7 protein-coding genes and 1 pseudogene are annotated in these 21,318 nt (G+C 61.5%); all 8 read left to right on the plus strand.

All coding sequences use genetic code 11. The annotated features are described in order from the left end of the window. The first annotated feature begins 2 nt into the window (after positions 1-2). Entirely contained in the window at positions 3-10,454 is a 10,452-nt protein-coding gene (locus FA85_RS11630; protein WP_036116556.1) for a hemagglutinin repeat-containing protein, read from the plus strand. 90 nt (positions 10,455-10,544) lie between these two features. Beyond that, positions 10,545-11,270 carry a hypothetical protein gene (locus tag FA85_RS21900; protein WP_156108814.1) on the plus strand — a complete coding sequence of 242 codons (726 nt, stop codon included), beginning with the start codon at positions 10,545-10,547 and terminating at the stop codon, positions 11,268-11,270. 183 nt (positions 11,271-11,453) lie between these two features. Then, positions 11,454-11,678, plus strand: a pseudogene (locus FA85_RS11640) (transposase); the annotation flags it as partial. A 67-nt stretch (positions 11,679-11,745) separates the two neighbouring features. Then, a complete protein-coding gene (locus tag FA85_RS11645; RefSeq protein WP_036116552.1) occupies positions 11,746-12,237 on the plus strand; it encodes a contact-dependent growth inhibition system immunity protein in 492 nt (163 codons plus the stop codon). A gap of 167 nt (positions 12,238-12,404) precedes the next feature. Continuing rightward, on the plus strand, positions 12,405-16,988 hold the full coding sequence (locus tag FA85_RS11650; protein WP_051944078.1) for a hemagglutinin repeat-containing protein: 4,584 nt from the start codon (positions 12,405-12,407) through the stop codon (positions 16,986-16,988). Beyond that, positions 16,985-17,392 (plus strand): Imm63 family immunity protein, encoded by a 408-nt coding sequence (locus FA85_RS11655; RefSeq protein WP_051944077.1) that lies wholly within the window; start codon positions 16,985-16,987, stop codon positions 17,390-17,392. The genes FA85_RS11650 and FA85_RS11655 overlap by 4 nt, the downstream gene beginning before the upstream one ends. Positions 17,393-17,526: 134 nt before the next feature. Further along, a complete protein-coding gene (locus tag FA85_RS11660) occupies positions 17,527-20,835 on the plus strand; it encodes a hemagglutinin repeat-containing protein (protein ID WP_156108813.1) in 3,309 nt (1,102 codons plus the stop codon). Positions 20,836-20,845: 10 nt separating this feature from the next. Next, complete coding sequence (locus tag FA85_RS11665) at positions 20,846-21,151, plus strand: hypothetical protein (protein WP_036116550.1); 306 nt, start codon at positions 20,846-20,848, stop codon at positions 21,149-21,151. The last annotated feature ends 167 nt before the right edge of the window (positions 21,152-21,318 follow it).

Consider the following 21,318-nt stretch of genomic DNA (forward strand, 5'->3'; position numbering starts at 1 on the left):
CGATGACACTGCGCCCTCACTTTGCCCGCCGCGTGACGCATACGCTGGCCCTCGCGCTGCTCGTCGCCTTCGTTGGCGCGCCTGTCGCCTCGCAGGCCCAGGTGGCCGGTGCCGCGAACCCGGCCCACCGGCCGACCGTGGATACGGCGGCCAACGGCACGCCGGTGGTCAACATCGTCGCGCCCACGCAGGGCGGCGTGTCGCATAACCAGTACGAGCACTTCAACGTCGACCCGAAGGGTCTGATCCTCAATAACAGCGCCGCGGTCAGTCAGACGCAACAGGCGGGTTACATCGTCGGCAACGCGAACCTCGCCAACGGTCAGTCGGCGCGGATCATCGTCAACGAGGTGACCTCACAGAACGCGTCGAGCCTGCGCGGCTTTACGGAAGTGGCGGGCAACCGCGCCGAAGTGATCATCGCCAACCCGAACGGGATCAGCTGCGACGGCTGCGGCTTCATCAACACCTCGCGCGGCACGCTGGTCACGGGGACGCCGGTATTCGGTGGCGATGGCAGCCTCGCGGCCTTCCGTGTGACGCGCGGTACGCTGGCCATCAACGGTGCGGGTCTCAACGGGACCGGCACGGACCGGCTCGACCTGATCGCACGTACCGTCGCGGCCAACGCGAAGGTCTGGGCCAATGAGCTCAACGTGGTCACCGGTGCGAACCAGGTGAACTACGGCGACCTGTCGACGCAGGCGATCGCGGGCGAAGGCGCCACGGACGGCGTGAGCCTGGACGTTGCCGCGCTGGGCGGCATGTATGCGAACAAGATCCGCCTCGTCGGTACCGAAGCCGGTGTCGGCGTGCGCAATGCGGGCGAGCTGGCGACCCAGGGCGGTGACTTCACGATCACGCAGGCGGGCCGTCTCGAGCTGACCGGCAGGACGACGTCGACGGGGCAGCTGGCGATACAGGGTGCGGCGCTGTCGAACAGCGGCACGCTGGCGGCAGGCAGCAACGTGGCGGTAACGACCACGGGAGCGCTCGATAACAGCGGCACCATCTACGGAACCAGCGACACATCGATCGACGCCGCTGGCGCCCTGACCAACAGCGGCAAGGCCTATGCCGTCGGCGGCTCGCTCGACGTCAACGCCTCCGCCATCACCAACAGCGGTGCGGGTGATGTCTACGCAGGAAAGCGCGCCACGCTGCGCGCGGGGAGTATCGACAACGCCGCGTCGGTCGAGTCGGGTACCGAACTGAGCCTGCAGGCGAACGATCGCCTCGGCAATGCCGGAACCATCATCGCCGGTGGGGCTGCCGGTCTCGATGCGGCCAACATCGACAACAGCGGTCGCATCAGCCTTGCCGGGCAGGCGTCGCTGCATGCATCGCGCGCGTTGACCAACAGCGGCAACATCGTGACCGGCGGCGACACGGCGATCCATTCCGCCAACATCACCAACAACAGCCAGATTCAGTCGGGCGGTGACCTGGTCGTATCGACGGCTGCGCTGACGCTGGGTGCGCAAGGGGTGCTGTATGCCGGTCGCGCGTTGACGATCGATGTCGACGGCAAGGTGAGCAATGCCGGTCAGATCTACGCGACGACGAATGCATCCTTGCATGCGGGTTCGCTGGACAACGGCAACCTCCTGCGTGCCGACGGCAACCTTGTCGTCGACGTGGCCGGCGACATCGTCAATACCGGCGCCATGCAGGCGGCGCAGAAGCTGGCGCTGGACGCGTCGGGTGCGCTGACCAACAGCGGCAAGCTGTACGCGATCGGCGGTGCACTGGAAGCGACGGCCGGTCAGGCTCTCAACAACGCGGCTTCGGGCGATATCTACGCGCAGACCGATGTCTCGCTTCGTGGCGGCTCGGTAAGCAATGCGGGTACAGCGGAAGCGGTGGGTTCGGTCGCTGTAGCGGCGAACACCACGGTCGACAACATCGGCAAGCTGCTTGCCGACACCGGCAATGCGACGCTGATCGCGACGGACATCGCCCAGCGCGGCACGGTCAGCGCTGTGGGCGACATCAGCCTGACGGCCTCGCAGAACCTGACCCACACGGGCACGACGGTGGCGGATCGCGATCTGTCCGTCGCAGCGGTTGCGGTAACCAACAGCGGCCACCTGCAAGCGGGCCGCGACGTGGCCATCGACACGGGCACGCTGACGCAGCAGGGCGTGATCTACGCGAAACGCGATGCGACCCTCCGCGGTCGTGATGTCGACAACGCCGCGGACGCGATGATCGTCGCCGACGGCGCGCTCCGCATCGACAACACCGGCACGCTCACCAACGCGGGTACGGTGCAGGCCGGAACGGATCTCTACGCAAAGGCCCTGACGCGTCTCGACAACACGGCGACCGGCAGCCTCTACGCTACCTCGCATCTCGACGTCGCAACGACGGACGCTATCGACAACGCCGGCTCGGTCTACGCCGGCAGCGATGCCACGCTGTCGACGCGCTCGCTGACGAATAGCGGCAGCCTGCGCACGGGCGGCGACCTGACCGTCAACGCGACCACGGCCAGCAACGACGGCAGCATCTATACGGGCGGCAAAGCCAGCTGGACCCTGGCCCAGCAATTGAGCAATACCGGCACCCTCGTCGCTCAGGGCGACCTGACCGTGGTCGCCGGCACTCTCGTCTCCACCGGCGTCCTCGGCGCGGGCGTGCAGGCTGACGGCAGTCTCGGCGCGTCGGGCGTGCTCGACGCCACGGTGGCCGGCGCGCTGGCGGTGCATGGCAACACGCTGGCGGCCAGCCGCCTGGCGTTACGTGCCGCGTCCCTCGACCTGGCCGCCTCGCGCCTGCGTACTGGCGGCGACATCGCGTTGATCGCCACGGCGGGTGACATCGATACCGGTAACGCGAATATTGCGACGGACGGCATGCTGGCGCTTCAGGCGAGCGGCGCGCTGAAGAACCGTGCCGGCACGTTGCAGGGTGGCACGCTCGACGTCACGGCCGTCAGCCTCGACAACACCGGTGGCACGCTTGTCCAGACGGGTACGACCGATCAGGCGCTGGACTTTGCCGGTGCCCTGGATAACACCAACGGTCGTATCGCCGGCAACGGTGGCAACCTCACCGTGCGCGCGTCCTCGATCACTAACAACAACGGTGCGATCGAGCACGCGGGTACAGGCACGCTGACGATCGACGGCTATAACGGCATCGCCAATCGCGGTGGGCGCATTGTCGGTAACGGGGCGCTCGATCTGGACACGCGCGGTGCGCTGGATTCCACCGGCGGCACGATCAGCCTGACTGACGGCGCGACGATCGACGCGGCCAGCATCGCCAACGACAACGGCACGCTGGTCGCCAGCGCGCTCACGATCACGACGGCGGGTGCGCTGGGTAACAACGCAGGCACGCTTCAGTCGGGTGGCGCGACGTCGGTCACGGCAGGCTCGCTGGCCAACGGCAGCGGTCAGATCAAGGGGTTGTCCGGTGAGCTGATGCGCCTGAGCATCGCGCAGGCGCTGAGCAACGGTGTCGGCGGCTTCATCGGCGGCAACGGGGGTCTGTGGCTGCATGCCGGCTCAGTCGATAACGCGGGGCAGTTGTACGCCAATACGACGGCGGATATCGCCGCCACGGGTAGCCTCGTGAATCGTGGCGCCGTCCAGTCGATGGGTTCATCGACGGTGGTCGCCAACGGCTCGCTGATCAACGACAACGGTCGTATCGAGAGCGGCAGCGGCGATACGGCGGCCACGCTGACCGTCATGGGCGGTGGCTTCTCCAACATCAATGGCCGCATCGCCAATACGGGCACGGGCACGACCCGCCTTGCCTCGGGCGGAGCCATCAACAACACCAGCGGCACGCTTGGCGGTCAGGGTGGCGTGGCAATCAATGCGACCTCGCTGAACGACACCGGCGGCCGGGTGGTTTCCGGCGGCGATCTGTCACTCGGTATCGGTGGTTTCGAGAACACCAGCGGTAACGTCTACGCGGCGGGTACCCTGGACTGGAACAACGGCGGTGCGACGCTGACCAATACCGACGGCCAGTTTGGTGCCGGTACGCGTCTTGCCCTGACGCTGGCGTGGCTCAACAACGCGGGCGGCAACACGTCGTCCAACGGCGACGTAGCGCTCAACTTGCTCGGCGGTATCCAGGGTAACGGCCGCGTCATCGCGGGTCGTGATCTCGATGTCACGCTGCCGGGCGATTTCACCAACGGCGCGGGCGGTCAGTTCAAGGCCAACCGCAACTTCGGTCTGCACCTGGGTGGCTCTCTATACAACAGCGACGGCGCGGCACTTGAAAGCGTCGGCGCATTGACCGTCGATGCCGCCAGCATCACCAACGGCAACGGCGCGCGTATCAGCAGCGCGACGACCGCGCTCAACTCACGCGGGGCCGTGGTCAACCGCGGTCGCCTCGAAGGTGACACGCTCAACGTCAACGGTACGGATGTCGACAATACCGGTTCGCTGATCGGGGACAACATCACCGTTCGCGCGAACAACTTCACCAACGGCGTGGACCTGGGCGGTGTCGCGGACAACACGGCGTATCAGTCGGCCCTGATCGCCGCGACGAACAACGTCCGCCTGCTGATCGGTGGTACGTTCCTCAACCGCGATGCGATGGTGTTCGCGCTGGGCGACATCTTCATCGCCGCCAACGACGGTGGCAGCCGTGCCGGGGCGATCACCAACCTGTCCGGTGATATCGAAGCCGACGGCTCGATCACGCTCGCCGCCAACCAGATCACCAATCAGCGCCGTATCTTCGAAACGCAGACGGTCAACCTGGCGGACGGCGCGATGCAGCAGGTGGGCGGCCCGATCGTGCGCTATGCGTATAACGATCCGGATCCGAACCACCAGCCGCCGAACATCGATCCGAGCCAGGTCGTCAGTGCGGAAGAAATTCAGCGGGCGCGGACGTATTGCCAGGGCGCGGGATATACGGACAACCGCTGCACGGGCTTCCAGAGCGGCGACGGTATTCCGACCCGTTTCCAGGCAACGTACACCGACACTTTGCTGTCGTATGAGCGACTGTCGCGTGCCAGCGCGGAAGGCCGCATGGTCGCCGGCGGAAACATCACGCTGTCCGGCTCGGTCACCAACGACAAGTCGACCGTGGCCGCCGGTAGCAACCTCGTCATCAACGGCGCGGGGCAGAGCGCGCTCGGCGCGGGCGACACGAACATCGGCGGCGAGATCATCCGCAACATCGCCTGGAATCCGACCGGTACCGTGCGTACCGTCTCGGAGTATGGCGTGGGCTGGGAGTCGCTCGTCCACGATCCGCGCCGCTGGGAGCCGAATGGCTTCAAGATCTATGGCAACGGCAGCAGCACCGCGACCATCGCCCTTGGCGACGGACAGCGTCCCGCATGGATCGGCATCGATCCGGGTCAGGGCCTCGTCTCGCGGATGACTGCGGGCGGCACGCTGGAATTTCACGGCCAGACCATCGAGAACACCACGGTCGGCGCCGACGGTAATCCGATCAGCGGCGTGCAGCTCGGTGCGAATAGCGGCGGCAGCAACGTATCCGGCGCAGCCGCGGGCCATGTCGGCGCGGCAGGCGGCAACGTCGATCTCGGCGGCGTCGGTGGCCTGGGCAACGCTCCGGACGCAAACAGCGTCGGTGCCGTCGGCACCACCAGCGGCGACACGCGTAACGCAGGGCCGCGTCCTGGCTCGCAGAGCGTCGGCTCGCCCGACGCCCCGGCCGGCCAGATCCGCCTGCCGACCAGCGGCCTGTATACGACGCACCCGGGCAGCGCGAGCCCGTACCTGATCGAGACCGATCCGCGCTTCGCCAGTCAGGCCGGCTTCCTCGGCAGCGACTACCTGATGGACCGCCTCGGCTTCAACGGCGAAAGCACGATGAAGCGCCTGGGCGACGGCTTCTACGAGCAGCGCATGGTGCTCGACCAGATCACCTCGCTCACGGGCCGTCGCTACCTCACGGACAACACCGACGCCATGGCGCAATACCGCGCGCTGATGGACGCGGGCGTCTCGGCGTCGGGCGAGTTCCAGCTCTCGGTCGGTATCGCACTCACCGCCAGCCAGATGGCCAGCCTCACGCAGGACATCGTCTGGATGGTGAACCAGGAGGTCAACGGCGAGAAGGTGCTCGTGCCGGTGGTCTACCTGTCCGCCGCGCACGCGCAGGAAGTCGCACAGAACGGCGCGATCCTCTCCGGCAAGACGGTGATCCTCGACGCCTCCGGCACGCTGACCAACACGGGCACGATCGCCGCGAGCGAGAACGCCAGCCTCAAAGCGGGCACGCTGCTCAACGGCGGCAACCTCAGCGCGGGCGGCAACCTCAGCGTCACCGCCGCACAGGACATCCTCAACGCGGGCAGCATCAAGGGCGGCAACGTCAGCCTGACCGCAGGCAATGACATCCTCAGCGGTGCGGATATCGGCCGCGTCGATCTGGGCGGCCTGAAACTGGGCGACACGATCGCACCAGTGGATGCCGCGCGCCTGGGTCTCGCCTCGGGCGGTTTGATCAGCGCGACGGGCAACTTGTCAGCAAGCGCGGGTCGCGACCTGACGCTGGGTGCGGTGCCGGTGTCCGCCGGTGGCGATCTGTCGTTGTCGGCCAAGCGCGATCTCTCGCTCACGGCGACGTCGGTCAAGGCGGGCGGCGATGCACAGCTGGTCGCTGGGCGTGACCTGAGCCTCAATGCCATCGGCCAGACGACGGCCGCGCAGGGTGGAAAGCAGAGCAGCGAGAGCACCGTGCATACGGTGGCGACGATCGACGCGGGCGGGAATGCGGTGCTCGCGGCGGGTCGGGATGTGGTGAGTGAGGGGGCTAAGGTTAAGGCGGGGGATCAGGTAGCGATCAGTGCCGGCCGCAACGTCGTGCTGAATGCGATCACCGACACCCAGCGCAGCGAAAGCTACACCAAGGACGGCAAGAAGGCTGTCCAGACCCACACGATGGACCAGACGCTGACAGGCACCAGCCTGGACGGCAGCAACGGCGTGATCGTCAGCGCCGGGCATGACATCAATGCAACGGCCGCAAAGATCACCAGCGAGACGGGCGGCGTCGCCCTGGCGGCAAAGAATGACGTCAACCTCAATGCCGGTCAGGAGCTGCATACCTGGGAGCAGCAGACCAAGAGCGTCAAGTCCGGCACGATGTCGAGCACGACGAAAAAGGCTTACGACGCGACGGTCGATAGCCTTGCGGTCGGTACGCTGATCAGCGGGGACAGTGTGACCGTGGCGGCGGGGAACGACATCACTGCGCAGGGTGCGCAGATCGGTGCAACCAACGATCTGGTGATGGCCGCGGGAAACAACCTGACCATCGGCACGGCCGAGACCGCGCATAGCGAAACCCACGACAAGACCGTCAGCAAATCGGGTCTGATGTCCGGCGGTGGCTTCAGTGTGATGATTGGCGGGTCGAAGGAGCAGACCGGCTACGAAGAGAACGACAGTACGCCGACGGGTAGTGTCATCGGCAGCACGGATGGCAAGGTCACGCTGACGGCCGGTAACACGGTACACATCACCGGTAGCGATGTGCTCAGCAAGGAAGGGACCACGATCGTCGGTAAGGATGTGACGATTGATGCCGCCGTCGCCACCGCGGACACGCGTCAGACGTATAAGAAGCAGACGGCGGGTATTACTCTGGGTCTGACCGGTGGCGTCGTCGATGCTGCTACGGCCGCTTACGGCACGGCGCACCGAGGTGCCGAGGTCGAGGATGGCCGCCTCAAAGCGCTGTACGCGGCGAAGACGGCCTACGCGATCAAGGATGGTGTATCCGCGTACCAGGACGCGGTCGGAAGTACGGGAAGCGCCGATGGCGGCATCTCGCTTCGCGTGGGCATTGGTGCAAGCAGTGCCAGTAGCGAAACAAAGACTCACGAGGAACGTGCCTACGGGAGCAACGTCCGTAGCGACGGCAATGTGACCATTGCCGCAACGGGCGGCGACCTGAACATCATTGGCAGCAATATCGATGGCAAGAACGTTGCGCTTGCCGCTGCTAACAACCTGAACCTGCTTAGCCAGGAAGAGGCGCATTCAAGCAAGAGCACCAACCGCAACGGAAGTGGCGAGATCGGCTTCTCGATTGGCTCGCAGACGGGCATTTACCTGTCGGTATCGGCAGGTAGTGGAAAGGCCGTCGGTAATGGCGTGACTCATGCCGAAACCGTCGTAAACGCAACGGACGGACTCACGATCGTCTCTGGCAACGATACGACGATCAAGGGCGCACAGCTCAAGGGGAACTCCGTCGTCGGCAACATCGGCGGAAACCTGCTCATCCAGAGCGAGCAGGACACCGATGACTACGCGAGTAAGCAACAACAGGCCAGTGTGACGGTGACGTTCGGCTACGGCGGCAGCGGAAGCTTCAGTCAGAGCAAGACAAAGTCCCACTACGAGAGCGTCAACGAGGTCAGTGGTATCGGTGCTGGCGACGGTGGCTTCCAGCTCGTCGTCGGCGGTAATACTCACCTTGCGGGCGGGGTCATTGCCAGCACCGCAGACCCGTCGAAGAACTATCTTTCGACCGGTTCACTGACGTGGGAAGACATCCAGAATGAAGCTAGCTACAAGAGCAGCAGCATCGGTGTCGGTGGTGGTTTCAGCACGGGTAAGTCGGGCGACGACGGCGCCAGAAATCCTTATGGACCCGAGGGAGTATCCGGTTCCCCGAGCCTTGGCCTTGCCCAGAAGAGCAATAGCAGTAGTACGACGGAAAGCTCGATTGCCGGCGGCACGATCATCGTACGCGACGGCCCGGTCGATCTTTCGGGTCTGAAGCGCGATGGCACCCTCGATAGCCTGACCCTGAAGCCGATCTTTGACGAGAAGAAGCTGGCCGAGCAGCAGGAGATGGCTCAGGTCGCGGGACAGGTGGGATTTCGTACTGCTGGCGCTATCGGTGAGACCTTTGGGCTTAAAGACGGAAGTCCGGAGAAGATCGCACTGCACGGCGCTGTCGCGGCGGCGGTTGCTAGCCTCGGCGGAGGCGATATCGGCTCCGCTTTGGCAGGAACGACGGCGAATCAGCTCGCGATCAATTCGATGGCTAAGTCCTTGCAGGACGCCGGCTATCAGCCCGGCTCCCCAGAGTTTGCAACGTTGCTGAAAATGGGGAGTGCCGCCCTCGGCCTGGCGGTGGGCGGAGACACAGGATCGAGCGTCGCCGAGGCGGCGACGCAGTACAACTGGCTACTTCACTCCGAGGTCGAGGATGCGGACAAGCGCAGGGCGGCGTGCGCCAATCAGGCGTGCAAGGACAAGATTACCGCAGAAATGGAGATGCTCAGTCTTTCGCGCGATCACGAGCGGGAGGTCTTCTCAAATAACGCCTTCGCTCAAATTGCGAAGGCACAGGGTGGCTTGACCTACTCGGACCGTGATTACGTCGCAAACGCGTACTATGCGCAATATGGGCTCAAGCCTGGCGAGTCGATCGCTGCAGACTATGCCCCGGCTTACGAGCTGGGATACCAGTTTCGCCAGGTTGTCGCTGGCTTTAGCGGCGCACGCGATTCCCTCTCGACGACTCTTGCGCACTATCAGGCGAATCCAACGGAGATTCCTGCCGCAGTCGTAAACGGCGTCTATGAGAACGGAAAGAGCATCATCACAGGGACGGTCACGTACCTCTCAAGTGACGTACCCGCCTGGACGCTTTCGAACCAGGTCGCCGACGCATATGGTCGGCCGACCGCCGCGAATACCGGGGCTTTTCTTTACGGAGCGCTGATCAAGACCGGGCTGGCAGCGGGCGGCGCGGCGGCTGGTTCATTTGAGTCCGCTGCGGGCTGGCCGGTAGGTACCTCCGGTTGGAATGCGCTGGCAACGCCTGGATCGGCCGCGTACACGTCACAGCTCGGTATGATCTTGAGTGATGGTGGGCTCGCTGCAAGCGGGGGCTCGAGTAACCTTGCGTTGGCCCTTGCCTTAGGCGGCGCGCGAAACACCAGTCTTGTCGTTGGGGGTATCGGAGGATTGGCGGATATGACGGCCGTTTTCCCGTCCGCTTCCGGGAATCTGAGTGCCGGGAAGTTCAATACGTCGGGCGTCTCGCTGATCGATCTCACACCGGATGAGCAGATTATTGCGCAGCATGTCAAGAACAACGGCGACAAGACGGGTGTTAATACAGAAAATTTGATCAACGTCATGGCGGAGCGCCAAGGGCTGACGGTTCTTGATGGAGGCAAATACGGGAGTAACAACGGCTTTGATCACGTTCTTCAAGGAGCGGATGGAAGCGTCACAATCATCGTAGATTCGAAGCAAATAGTGGGCGGTGCCGCTAAGCTGGCCAAAGACCAGAATGGGAACGTGCAGATGTCGGATGAATGGGTCGAAGCTGTGCTTAGTCGAATTGACCAATCCTCGGCGGTTCATCAGGCTATAGTTGACGCGCAGCTTCACGGTACCTTGGTCAAGGGTGTTGCGGGCGTCGACCGAAATACGGGCCGACCAGTTTTGATTCGGGTCAACTAAGCGATGAATGGAAATCGACGAAACGATGCTGTGAGTGCGCGGATCGCGCACATCTCGAGTCGTGTGCATGGCGAATCCGGGGAGAGGGCAATGCGTCTCGCGGTAAGCTATCTAGCTACCGGAAAAGGGGACGAAAAGGGATGCCTTCGTGTTCTCGAGACGCACGCGCATGCGATGGCGCTGTATTCATGGTTTTCGGATCGTGATCTGCTCTTGTGCAAGTCGTGGTTCTGGACAGCATCGCGACTTCAGGTGAAGCGCATGTCCTTGGTTGAACGATCAGGATGGAGCGGTGCGACGTCGACTTTCAGGTCATTGGACGTCTCCTGTACCGATGATGCGAGTCTCAAGTATGAACTCGGGTCGATTATTGCCGCGATGCACGCCCGACCTGAGAGCGAGCCGCTATCGTTTATTTCCGAACAGATAGGGTTGATGCTTCAAGGAGCATTCGATTCGGCGGCGGCTGCCGCAGCGCGGAATCTTCTTTATATTGAAGATACTGCATCGAAATCGATTTTTCTGCCCGATATTGCAGTTCTCAAGGCGATGCATGAAGGATCCGATCTCGATCTTGAGCTGGCTCTGAAAAAACTGTGTGAGGCTAGCTTGTCTTCTCCCAGGAGGCGTGTCGAAGACGGCTTTACCGAAGACCTCATTTCATCGCCAGCGACTATCTATCTCAGGCTTTGTTGGGCAATGGGAAGAACAATTAACATTCAAGATGATTTGGTGCCCATTGCCTGGATGGCTGAAGTGCCATGTGACAGATATACGTTTCAGTTCTCCGAATTGGAAAGCTATTTGGGCTTTTGATCAGGAGGCGCATTCAGAGGGTGACCGGATAGTTGACTGGGATTTGATATCGAGGCCGATGGTGCATAGCGAAACGGGCGCGTGTCTAATAGCTCATGTAAAAGCGCATCTCCAGCGACGTCCCCCCAGATTTGAGTAGCGGCCCGGTTTCGAGTCCAATCCCCCACGAGAAGGAGATTGGACGTGAAGAAGCGTTTTTCCGAAGAGCAGATCATTGGGTTCCTGCGTGAGGTCGAGGCCGGCACGCCGGTCAAGGACCTGTGCCGCAAGCACGGTTTCAGCGAGGCCTCGTACTATCTGTGGCGCAGCAAGTTCGGTGGCATGAGCGTGCCGGGGGCCAAGCGGCTTAAGGACCTGGAGACTGAGAACGGCCGACTGAAGAAGCTGCTGGCCGAGCAACAGATTCAGCGCGCTGTAGACTACGCAGCATCTAAGGATGTCCGACTGAATGTGACAAAGGCAGCGGGAAATTGACATGTCATTAAAACCTCGGCGTGGGGCCTCTGCTTACCTCAAGCCTGAATTCATTCTTGTGGACACCTTCTCGGGTCTTGGTCTCATGGGGCGAGATCCTATGGGTTTAAGCGCTTGCCTCAACGCCGATGCTGAGCCAGAAATACTCGGTAACGCGGTTAAAGGCGCGCTAGAGAAGAGCCGTTGGCTTAGCTTGGATGAGTACCCAACCTTCTTCGATTGGAAGGAGCGGAAGAAGGATGAAGCCGCAAGGGATGCTCATCTGATTGAAGCCTTCGGCTACAAAACGAGAAAGCAGCTCTACCGTGATATGAAGTGCTGTTCGATATACGAGGCAGATGGCATTATAGTCGTGTCACCTACTGTTCACGAGAGACTTGACGCTTGGACGGGAGAAGGCATTGATCAAGAGGATAAGGTGGCAGTGGCATTGAGTTCGAGTCTGAAAGAGATCGGCGACGCTCTTATTTTGGGTTTTTCTCGTTGCCGATAGGCCTACGCCTACGCCTACGCCTGCGTTGCGGTCGGTGTGGCGAGCTAGGCTGAGCCTTCGGCTAAGAGGTATGATCCTCTGATCTCTTAGTGCAATCCGGGCGGTGCCGGCCTCCCGGGAATGCCTCCTCCACAAACAACGACGGTGCCGTCGGCACTGCCGACGGCGTGTATACCACCCACCCGGGCAGCGCCAGCCCGTACCTGATCGAGACCGATCCGCGCTTCGCCAGCCAGGCCGGTTTCCTCGGTAGCGACTACCTGATGGACCGCCTCGGCTTCAACGGCGAAAGCACGGTGAAGCGTCTGGGTGACGGCTTCTACGAGCAGCGCATGGTGCTCGACCAGATCACCTCGCTCACCGGTCGTCGCTACCTCACCGACAATACCGACGCCGTGGCGCAATACCGCGCGCTGATGGACGCGGGCGTCTCGGCGTCGGGCGAGTTCCAGCTCTCGGTCGGTATCGCACTCACCGCCAGCCAGATGGCCAGCCTCACGCAGGACATCGTCTGGATGGTGAGCCAGGAGGTCAACGGCGAGAAGGTGCTGGTTCCGGTGGTCTACCTGTCCGCCGCGCACGCGCAGGAAGTCGCGCAGAACGGCGCGATCCTCTCTGGCAAGACGGTGATCCTCGACGCCTCCGGCACGCTGACCAACACGGGCACGATCGCCGCGAGTGAAAACGCCAGCCTCAAGGCCGGCACGCTGCTCAACGGTGGCAACCTCAGCGCGGGCGGGAACCTCAGCGTCACCGCCGCGCAGGACATCCTCAACGCGGGCAGTATCAAGGGCGGCAATGTCAGCCTGACTGCGGGCAATGACATCCTCAGCGGGGCGGACATCGGCCGCGTCGATCTGGGCGGCCTGAAACTGGGCGACACGATCGCACCAGTGGATGCCGCGCGCCTGGGTCTCGCCTCGGGCGGTTTGATCAGCGCGACGGGCAACTTGTCAGCAAGCGCGGGTCGCGACCTGACGCTGGGTGCGGTGCCGGTGTCCGCCGGTGGCGATCTGTCGTTGTCGGCCAAGCGCGATCTCTCGCTCACGGCGACGTCGGTCAAGGCGGGCGGCGATGCACAGCTGGTCGCTGGGCGTGACCTGAGCCTCAATGCCATCGGCCAGACGACGGCCGCGCAGGGTGGAAAGCAGAGCAGCGAGAGCACCGTGCATACGGTGACGACGATCGACGCGGGCGGGAATGCGGTGCTCGCGGCGGGTCGGGATGTGGTGAGTGAGGGGGCTAAGGTTAAGGCGGGGGATCAGGTAGCGATCAGTGCCGGCCGCAACGTCGTGCTGAATGCGATCACCGACACCCAGCGCAGCGAAAGCTACACCAAGGACGGCAAGAAGGCTGTCCAGACCCACACGATGGACCAGACGCTGACAGGCACCAGCCTGGACGGCAGCAACGGCGTGATCGTCAGCGCCGGGCATGACATCAATGCAACGGCCGCAAAGATCACCAGCGAGACGGGCGGCGTCGCCCTGGCGGCAAAGAATGACGTCAACCTCAATGCCGGTCAGGAGCTGCATACCTGGGAGCAGCAGACCAAGAGCGTCAAGTCCGGCACGATGTCGAGCACGACGAAAAAGGCTTACGACGCGACGGTCGATAGCCTTGCGGTCGGTACGCTGATCAGCGGGGACAGTGTGACCGTGGCGGCGGGGAACGACATCACTGCGCAGGGTGCGCAGATCGGTGCAACCAACGATCTGGTGATGGCCGCGGGAAACAACCTGACCATCGGCACGGCCGAGACCGCGCATAGCGAAACCCACGACAAGACCGTCAGCAAATCGGGTCTGATGTCCGGCGGTGGCTTCAGTGTGATGATTGGCGGGTCGAAGGAGCAGACCGGCTACGAAGAGAACGACAGTACGCCGACGGGTAGTGTCATCGGCAGCACGGATGGCAAGGTCACGCTGACGGCCGGTAACACGGTACACATCACCGGTAGCGATGTGCTCAGCAAGGAAGGGACCACGATCGTCGGTAAGGATGTGACGGTTGATGCCGCCGTCGCCACCGCGGACACGCGTCAGACGTATAAGAAACAGACGGCGGGTATCACGTTGGGTTTGACGGGCGGTGCCGTAAGCGCCATTCAAGGCGCTTACGGTGCGGCGCACCGGGCAGGTGAAGTTAAGGACGACCGGTTAAAGGCCCTCTATGCGGCGCAGTCGGCTCAGTACTTGTTCTCGGATGGTGCGGGCCGTGGAATGGGTCTTTCAGGCGATGGGATGGATTCGATCGCATCGCTGGGTGGCGCAGCCGATGCGTACGACAACGCCGGGGGTGGTGCCGCCGGTGCACAGGCGGCAGGCCAGGCGACGGGTATCTCGCTGCGCGTCGGCATTGGTGCGAGCAGCGCAAGTAGCGAGACGAAGACGCACGAAGAGCGCGCGTATGGAAGCAACATTCGCAGTAACGGCGACGTCACTATCGCAGCTACTGGCGGCGATCTGAATGTCATCGGCAGCAACATCGACGGTAAGAACGTTGCGCTCGCGGCTGCCAATAATCTCACTCTTCTCAGCCAGGCTGAAGACCATTCCAGTAAGAGCACGAACCGGAATGGCAGTGGCGAAATCGGCTTCTCTGTCGGCTCGCAGACGGGCATCTACGTCTCGGCGTCGGCCGGGATGGGTAAGGCTGTTGGTAATGGGACAACACATGCCGAGACGGTGGTTAACGCCAGCGATAACCTTACGCTGATCTCGGGTAACGACACGACAATCAAGGGCGCCCAGTTGAAGGGTGACTCAGTGCTTGCAAATGTGGTTGGCAACTTGCTTATCCAAAGCGAACAAGATACCGACGACTATGCAAGCAAGCAGCAGCAGGTCGGAGCAAGTGTCACGTTCGGCTATGGCGGTAGCTTCAGCTATAGCCAGAGCAAGGTGAATAGCCACTACGATAGCGTCAATGAAGTCAGCGGGATTGGTGCAGGGAAGGGTGGTTTCGATATCACCGTCGGTGGAAATACTCACCTGGTTGGCGGCGTAATCGCCAGCTCAGCCGATCCGAGCAGGAACATCCTCGATACAGGCTCATTGACCTGGGATTCGATTCACAACGAGGCAAGCTATAGCGCGAGTAGCTTCGGTGTGGGGGGCGGCTCCGGCGGATTTTCGCCGACGGGGCTTTCGGTTCCTCAGAGTGACAAGAGCAGTAGTGATACTCAGTCCAGCATTGCTGGCGGGAAAATTATCACGCGCGATCAGGCTACTGATCTTGCGAGTCTTCAGCGTGACGGCAGCCTCGACGCACAGGGCCTCAAACCTATATACGACGAGGAGAAGGTCCGCGAAAACCAGGAGTTGGGGAATTTAGCTGGTCAAGTGGGCATGACTGCAGTGGGCGACGTTGCCGCTTACATGTTCAAGCATGCAACGACTACTGAGGATCAAGCAAAATGGGCGGACGGTGGACAGAACAAGGTGCTGCTTCATGGTCTTGTAGGCGCGGCCAGCGTCGCCTTGGGAGGAAGTGACGCACTCGGCGGCGGCCTCGGTGCTGCGGGCTCCGAGGCGGCCAGCAAGGCGATGGCTGAGTTTCTTGTTAGCCAGAGCATTGATCCTGATCAGCCAGAAGGGAGGCAGCTCCTGGCCGCGGCAAGTGCAGCCCTTGGCAGTGCGCTAGGTGGAGGATCAGGCGCAGCGAGCGCCCTAAATGGATCTCTCTACAATCGTGAATTGCATGTCGACGAACAGTCGGCCATCGTGAATCTTGCAAGGAGCAAGGGTTACTCCGAGGAGGAGGTTCAGGCGATTGCGTGTGTCATCGTATCGTGTGTCAACGGCAGAGGTTTGGTGCAAGCGACAGTGCTGACTGACACTGGTATCCACTATACCGTTGCGGGGCAGCAACTTGTGGACCAGTACAATGACGTACTGGCGCAGATGTCTGACGGCCGGAAAGCCGAGATTGCGGCCGAGTTGAAGGCTACCGGACTCTTCGAGTATGGCCCACTAGCCGCAGCTGAGGATGCGTGGGCTGACATAAATGGCACGAAGCGCTTGGAAGGTCTGGGTCAGGCCACTAATAGCTTCGTAAACGCGCTTCTGGTGTCTAAGCTCTGCCAGTTCGGGGGAGCTGCTTGCGGCGCAAGTGCGGTGAACATCGCGCAGCAAAGCGATTCCTTCTCCGCCGGTGTAAGTACGTGGTGGACTGGGCAGTCGTATCAGACACTGCAGTACGGCATGTGGAAAGACGCAGGGCTGTCGGATGCTGCAGCGCAGAACGCACAGGCGCTTACAGACACGATTACGGCAGTCGCGGCTGGACGCCTTGCAATGGGAACAGCGCCGCTCCCCCGGACGCAGGACGTCCCGCAGAAGGCGTCGCCTATAGCGGGGGCGGTCGATGCCGAAGCGGGCGGTTATTCCGAATATGCACAGTATCAAAAAGCCGATGGCTCATGGAATTGGCCAGCTAACATGGGCTTCGCGGATAAGCCAATCAGTAATACCATTGCGGTGGGCACCAGACTCGATCGTTACGGTGATACGGCAGGGTCGTTCTTGTCTCCCGTAGGAACCACGTACGAGCAAAGGGCGTTAGCACCAGGTACTAGAGCCAACCCATACAGTGAGTACGAGGTCATTAAGCCACTGCCTGTCATTCAAGGCGAGATAGCTCCTGCGTTCGGGCAATCTGGAGGAGGCGTGCAAATGCTACCCAACTTGCCAGGCAAGGTTAATGTGCAGTGGCTCCTAGACAATGGATATCTGAGGAAGGTCAAGTGAGTTCGAATAGCATCGTGGATTTGCAAGAAGAGGTGACTCGGCTCGGGTCCCAGATCAATGCTCCTCCGTTGCTCCTGATAATCCCGTTGGCGCCTGTGTCAGATGGAACTCCTTACGTCGAGCTGTCTTCTGGGTCGTACAATTACGTATCGTCCGAGCGCGGAGTCGAGAATTTCCGCCTTTCCTACACGAGTTCGGACGAACTTGTTTACCGGATCATGGATCGGGTCGTGTCGCAGATGGCGCTTGCGTTCGAACTTGACCACCGAGTTCAAGGGCAGGATTGGAGGCGGGTGTATTTCTCCCGGAGAGTGCTTCTGATGGCGCAGTTGCGTCCCGACTGGGGCGATAGGCAGGAGCGTGAGATTGCTGAGATTTTGGTCTCCGCTCCTTTTTCCGACTAGCAACGGTATTTCGTACACGTTCAACCAGTGCGTTAGATCCCGTCGAGTTGCATCCACCGACGGGGCTCCGCGTCAAGTTGCAGAGCCCAGTTAGTTCGATTGAAGCATGGTTTCTAATATGGACGGAAAACCATGTGTGCTGTCCCGATTTGCGCGGATGCAGCTCCTGCTGGCTCACGGTGGTTTGGATAAGTCCTAGAGCGTTCATATCCCGCGATGCAACGCTCCTCCGCACGCAGCTCGCCTCAGGCGGCGCGATCGCGCTGGCTTCGGGTCGTGACATCAACCTCGAAGCCACGCACGACAGCTGCAGCGAATCGCACGAGTCGACGGTCAAGAAGTCGGGCTTCGTCCTGAATCACGGCCTGGCGCCGATGCTGCAGGGCAAGACAACCGACCGCGATTCCTCGACGACCCAAACCATCGCCCACGGCACCACCCTCAGCGGCGACAGCGTGACTGCGGCGGCGGGTCGTAACATCGTCGGTGAAGGCGTGCAGATTGCCGCGACCAACGACGTCCTGCTCGCTGCCGGTAACGACCTCACCCTGACCACGGCCGAGAGCACGTACAGCACGGGCCAGGACAAGTCCGTCACGTATACCGGCTTCTCGCGTCAGGGCCTCAACGATCACTACGGCAAGGTCAAGGACAACCAGGGCCAGAGCGATACGGAGATCACCCACACCGGCAGCCTGGTCGGCTCGACGGATGGGAAGGTCACGCTCACGGCGGGCAATAACCTGCACCTGACCGGCACCGACGTCATCAGCAACAAGGCGACTACGATCGTCGCCAAAAACGTGACGATCGATGCGGCGGTGGATACGTCGGATACGACGCAGTTTCAGCGGCATAACGAAGGCGGCATCACGGTGGGTCTCGGTGGTTCCATGGTCGAGCTGGCGATGGACGCGCGGAATTCAGTGAAGCGGGGCAGCGAGGTCGACGATGACCGGCTGAAAGCGCTCTACGCCGCCAAGGCCTACTACGACGGCAAGGACATCCTCGATACGTATAAGACGCAGGGCATCGGCGCAGGCAAGGGCGGTGCTGGCCAGGAAGGCATTAACGTCCAGGTCGGCATCGGCGGTAAGAGTGCGAGCAGCAAGACCACCAGCCACGACGAGACGGCGTTCGGCAGTCACATCCGTAGCAACGGCGACGTCACCATCGCCGCGACCGGTGGCGACCTCAATATCATCGGCAGCGAAGTCATCGGCGACAACGTCGCCCTCGCGGCCGCCCATGACATCAATCTGCTAAGCCAGGCGGAGAATCATTCACTCAAGAACGATTCGAAGAACGGCAGCGGTGGCGTGGGGGTCAGCTTCGGCACGGACGGTTTCGGTATCTATGCCGAGGCAAGCATTGGCAGCGGCAAGGCGCGCGGCAACGGCATCACGCATGCCGAGACGACGATCAACGCCGACAATGTGCTGACGCTGATCAGTGGCAACGACACTACGATTCAGGGCGCCCAGCTTAAGGGCAATCAGGTTATCGCCAACATCGGCAACAACCTGACGATCCGCAGCGAGCAGGATACCGACGACTTCTCCAGCAAGACGATGCAGGCCGGGGCGAAGGTGATGTTTGGCCTGACCCAGAGCGGCTTTGTCAGTGCGAGTGGCTATTACAGCCAGGGCAAGATCGATAGCCACTATCAGAGTGTCAGTGAGGTCAGCGGAGTCAAGGCGGGGGACGGCGGCTTCCAGCTGGACGTGGGCGGAACCACGCATCTGATCGGTGGGCAGATTGCCAGCAGTGCCGATGCGTCGAAGAACATCCTCAGCACGGGCGATCTGATTTACGAGGATCTGCATAACGAGTCGAAGTACAAGGCGAGCCAGGTCACGGTCAGTGGCGGCAGCACGATGGCGAGCAATATCTCCGGGGCGGTCGGTGCTGCAGTGGGTGCTATGACGCCGCAGCATGACAATGTGAGTAGCGATACCCATTCGGGTATCGCGGGCGGGACCATTATTGTTCGCAACGACCCGGGTAAGGATCTGAGCGACCTGGATCGGAATCCGACGCTGGAGAACGAGGCGCTTAAGAATGCCTTCGATCAGGAGAAAGTTGCTGAGCAGCAGGAGCTGACCAGCCTGGCGGGCTACACGGGTATGCGTGGAGTGGGTGATCTCGCCCAATACATGCAGAACCACAGTTCGTCCGATGCCGAGCGTGCGGCCTGGGGTGATGGCGGTCGTAACAAGGTCATTCTGCACGGGTTGGTGGGTGCGGTGATGGCGTCGCTTGGTGGCGGCAATGCGATCCAGGGCACCGTTGGCGGTGCGACCAGCGAAGCGGCATCGAAGGCGATGCAGCAGTTTCTATTTGAGCAAGGCGTGGCGCCGGGAAGTGAGGACTGGAATGCCCTTATGGAACTGGGAAGTGCCGCCATTGGAGGGGTTTCTGGACAAGGTTCCGGCGCGGCCGTGGCGCTGAACGGAGATAAGTACAATCGGCAAATACATCCAGAACTGGTGACCTTCATTGCTGACGGCGTGGCCGCAAAATATGCGGAAGCGAAAGGTATATCAGAGGATGAGGCTCGTGGCTTACTTATTCGTGCCGCCATGGCGGAAAATGATGACTTCAGCGCGCGATACATCGGCACTGTGGACACAGAACAATCGCGAACCGATGCAATGATTTTCCTCTATTACAACACTCCTTTTGGTGCCCAGGGATTGCGATACGATCTGTCTTCGTGGGGCGACGATAAGTCAGATGCAACATTAGGATCGGCGATGCTTGTGCAAGATCAGAGGGCGATGGGTTACGTTCTTGAAGCTATGAATCCAACTGGTGATTCGGCCGTCGAAAAAGCCCTCAGAGGATATTACGTGGGTGCGAGCTATCCGGAGCGCTATGACGCATGGGAAAAAAGGGACACTGCGCAGTTCTTGAGCTTCAATGCTCAGCTGGCACTCGCCGGTGGTCTTGCTGGAACGAGCGCGATCAACGTCGCTGGCCAAGGTCAGACCGTCATGAGCATGATTCAGTCGACACTCGCGGCGCGAGCTGGAGCGGGCCTGATCGCCGGAGGTGTAAATGCGGCGTCTCAATACTCTCAAGGAGAGCCCGTACGCGTAAGCAATGTGCTCGTTGCAACCGCTACGGGGAGCCTAGGGGCTGGGGGCGGCTTTTGGTGGAATACTGCTGTCGGGTCGGCGGGTGGATTCGTGCAAACCGAGTACAACAATTGGCAATACAATGAAAACAAAAGCGTTGCTTTGAATACAGTAGCCGCTGGAGCAACAGCAGGCGGCGGTTACTTGGCCGGAGAGAAATTTTCGACTTGGCTCGGTACAAGGACAGCGAACTCATTCGCTCCAGCTGTCGGAGGAAATGTACTCGGTCCGATAATAAGCGAGCTCTTAGGGCCGCTGTTAGATCTGGATAAAAAGCCTTCTCCCGCGGCTGAGACGAAGTGAAAGGGAAGATATGATAAAGCTACTTAAATGTTTGGCTTTTGGCGGCATGTTCGCGCTCCTGACGATTGTCTTAGGCGTAGGTCTGTACTTGCTCATCTACGTCATGCGGGGGTTTGAAGTCGACGCTGTGGTTGTGCGCTATATCCTGAATCGTGCGTCGAGAGCTGCCGTCGTGGTGGGCATTGCGATGGCCTTTGTTCAGGCAATTCACTACCCGAAGGGCAATTCGGAGACCGATGGCGGTGGCGCAGGTCGGCAATCCCGGGGTGGTGGCGAGCAGGTGAAGGGAAGTGAACACGATGAAAGTGATAAGTGAGCGCTTGAGCCGGCGGCATCAGCGTTTTTGCGCAAGCGACGCTAGTGTGGCAGTTCGGCGTCGCGATGCAGGCGGCCAAGGGCGACGAGTCGTGTAGCGTCGCGATGTTCGCAGTAACGCGCCGGGGCGACTTTGGACGTGGCAAGTGCAAGTGACAACCGGGACAA

This window comes from Luteibacter mycovicinus (genome assembly GCF_000745235.1).
Taxonomy (GTDB): domain Bacteria; phylum Pseudomonadota; class Gammaproteobacteria; order Xanthomonadales; family Rhodanobacteraceae; genus Luteibacter; species Luteibacter mycovicinus.